The 2,558-nt window shown below is 71.0% G+C and carries 4 protein-coding genes; 3 read left to right on the forward strand and 1 reads right to left on the reverse strand.

The annotated features are described in order from the left end of the window. Nucleotides 1-628 (reverse strand): DEAD/DEAH box helicase (locus tag G6020_RS06010; protein WP_182609992.1); only part of this gene is annotated, 628 nt, incomplete at its 3' end. Between the two features lie 99 nt (nt 629-727). Here G6020_RS06010 and G6020_RS06015 point away from each other — a divergent pair. The 3 genes from G6020_RS06015 to G6020_RS06025 form a co-directional block, all read left to right on the forward strand. Then, nucleotides 728-1,474, forward strand: a complete 747-nt coding sequence (locus G6020_RS06015) for a 3'(2'),5'-bisphosphate nucleotidase CysQ (RefSeq protein ID WP_179526315.1) — start codon at nt 728-730, stop codon at nt 1,472-1,474. A gap of 10 nt (nt 1,475-1,484) precedes the next feature. Continuing rightward, on the forward strand, nt 1,485-2,285 hold the full coding sequence (locus tag G6020_RS06020) for a thymidylate synthase (RefSeq protein ID WP_182609993.1): 801 nt from the start codon (nt 1,485-1,487) through the stop codon (nt 2,283-2,285). Between the two features lie 29 nt (nt 2,286-2,314). Further along, nucleotides 2,315-2,558, forward strand: a 244-nt coding sequence (locus G6020_RS06025) for a dihydrofolate reductase (RefSeq protein WP_194305999.1), incomplete at its 3' end; no start/stop codon positions are given.

The following is a 2,558-nucleotide window of genomic DNA, read 5'->3' on the forward strand; positions in this document are numbered from 1 at the left end:
TCAGCAGGTCGTCCAGTCGCTCGAGACTGAGGGCGAGGTGGGCGCCGCGCTTACTGGCGGCCACCGCGTGGATCTCGTCGATGATCACCGTGTCGACCGTGGCCAGGGTCTCCCGTGCGGCCGAGGTGAGGAGCAGGAAGAGCGACTCGGGGGTGGTGACCAACACGTGCGGTGGCCGCGACCGCTGCCGCCGGCGTTCCTCGGGCGGCGTGTCACCGGTGCGGATCCCCACCGTCACCTCCGCGGTCTCCACGCCCAGGGACGCGGCCTCGCGCGCGATCCCGGCGAGCGGCGCCCGGAGATTGCGCTCGACGTCCACGGCCAGCGCCTTGAGCGGGGAGATGTAGAGCACACGGGTGCCGGGCGGGGGTGCGCCTGTGCTGTCACCGTCGCTGGTACTGGTGCTGGTACTGGTACTGGTGCTGTGGCCGCCGCCCAACATGAGTCGGTCGAGCGAGTCCAGGAACGCCGAGAGGGTCTTGCCCGACCCCGTGGGGGCCACGACGAGCGTGTGGGCGCCGCTCGCCAGGGACGCCCACGCCCCCTCCTGCGCGGGGGTGGGCCGGTCGAACGCCCCACGGAACCACGAGGCTGTGGCCGGGTGGAACCGCTCCAGTGCGTCGGACATGAACTCATGATGTCGCACGCCTACGACATCGGCCCGACCCGCGCCCCACCTCCGTAGAGTGTCGGCATGCGCAAGACTGTGAGCATGCACAGCGACAGCATGCGCGATCTCGACGACGACGACCTCGCCTGTTTCCTCGCCACGGGGATCGGTGACATCGTCCGGGGCACGCGCGCCGGGGGGCTGCTCCGCGGGCGCTCGCTCGCCCGTGTCGCCAACGAGGTCGCGCAGAACTGGACCGACGAGGTGCTGGCCGTGCACCGCCCGGATGACGGAACGCTCTCCGAGGGGGTCTCGGACGATCTCAGCAGGCTGGACAAATCCCGCGTCTGGATCATCGACGTGATCGACGGCACCAAGGAGTTCTCGACGGGCCGCTCGGACTGGTCGGTTCACGTGGCACTCGTCGTCGACGGCCGGCCCACCGTCGCCTCCGTGGGGCTGCCGGACTCGGGGCGGGTATTCCGCTCGGACCAGGTCGATCACGTGGACGGCCCCCATTCGGGGACCATGGTGATCAGCCGCAACAACCCCCCGCCGGGGGCGCTCCAGGTCGCGGACGCGGTCGGCCTGGAGGTGCGGCCCATGGGCTCGGCCGGTGCCAAGATGCTCTCCGTCCTGCTCGGCGACGCGGACGCCTACCTCCACGCCGGGGGGCAGGACGAGTGGGACCAGGCCGCGCCGGTCGGCGTCGCCCTGGCCGCGGGGTTGCACGCCTCCCGCCTGGACGGGACGCCGATCCGGTTCAACAAACCCGACACCCACTCCCCGGACGTCCTGATCTGTCGCCCCGAGCTCACCGAGAAGATCCTGGCCGCGCAGGCCGCGCAGGCGACCCGAACGTAGACTGCAGGTCATGACCGTCCCCACCCCGTACGAGGACCTGCTCCGACTCGTCCTGGAGCAGGGCACCGCCAAGGCCGACCGCACGGGAACGGGCACCCGCAGCCTGTTCGGCCACCAGCTGCGCTATGACCTGGCGGCGGGATTCCCGCTGATCACCACCAAGCGCGTCCACTTCAAGTCGGTGGCCTACGAGCTGCTGTGGTTCCTGCGCGGCGACTCCAACGTGGGCTGGTTGCGCGAGAACGGCGTGAGCATCTGGGACGAGTGGGCTGACGAGCGCGGCGAGCTCGGACCCGTCTACGGCGTGCAGTGGCGGTCCTGGCCCACCCCCGACGGCCGGCACGTGGACCAGATCGCGAACGCCGTGGACCTGCTGCGCACCGACCCCGATTCGCGGCGCAACATCGTCTCGGCGTGGAACGTGGGCGAGCTGACGGACATGGCCCTGCCGCCCTGCCACCTGCTGTTCCAGTTCTACGTGGCCGACGGCAAGCTGAGCTGCCAGCTCTACCAGCGCAGCGCCGACCTCTTCCTGGGGGTGCCGTTCAACATCGCCTCCTACTCGCTGCTCACCCACATGGTGGCGCAGCAGGTCGGGCTCGAGGTGGGCGAGTTCATCTGGACCGGGGGCGACTGCCACATCTACGACAACCACGTCGAGCAGGTCAGGACGCAGCTGGCCCGCGAGGCCTTCCCCTACCCGGAGCTGCGCCTGCGCCGCGCGGACTCGGTCTTCGACTACCGCTTCGAGGACTTCGACGTGGTCGGATACGAGCACCACCCGGGCATCAAGGCCCCGGTCGCGGTCTGAGCCGGGAGACGACGGCCGTGCCGGTCCGGATGGTGTGGGCGCAGGCCCGCGGCGGGGTGATCGGCGACGGTCGTGACATGCCGTGGCACATCCCCGAGGACCTGGCGTACTTCAAGCAGGCCACCACCGGGCGCCCCGTCGTGATGGGCCGGGCCACCTGGGACTCGATCCCCGCCCGCTTCCGGCCCCTGCCCGGTCGCCGCAACATCGTGTGCACCCGGGACGCAGGGTGGTCGGCCGAGGGCGCGGAGAGGGCGGCCTCTGTGCCCGCGG

Origin of the sequence: Dietzia sp. B19 (assembly GCF_014145155.1) — a bacterium.
GTDB classification, from domain to species: Bacteria; Actinomycetota; Actinomycetes; order Mycobacteriales; family Mycobacteriaceae; genus Dietzia; species Dietzia natronolimnaea.

What these genes read in the sequence shown, in the direction of transcription:
- G6020_RS06015 (WP_179526315.1), top strand. Translation starts at nt 728, where the DNA reads ATGCGCGATCTCGACGACGACGACCTCGCCTGTTTCCTCGCCACGGGG.
- G6020_RS06020 (WP_182609993.1), top strand. Translation starts at nt 1,485, where the DNA reads ATGACCGTCCCCACCCCGTACGAGGACCTGCTCCGACTCGTCCTGGAG.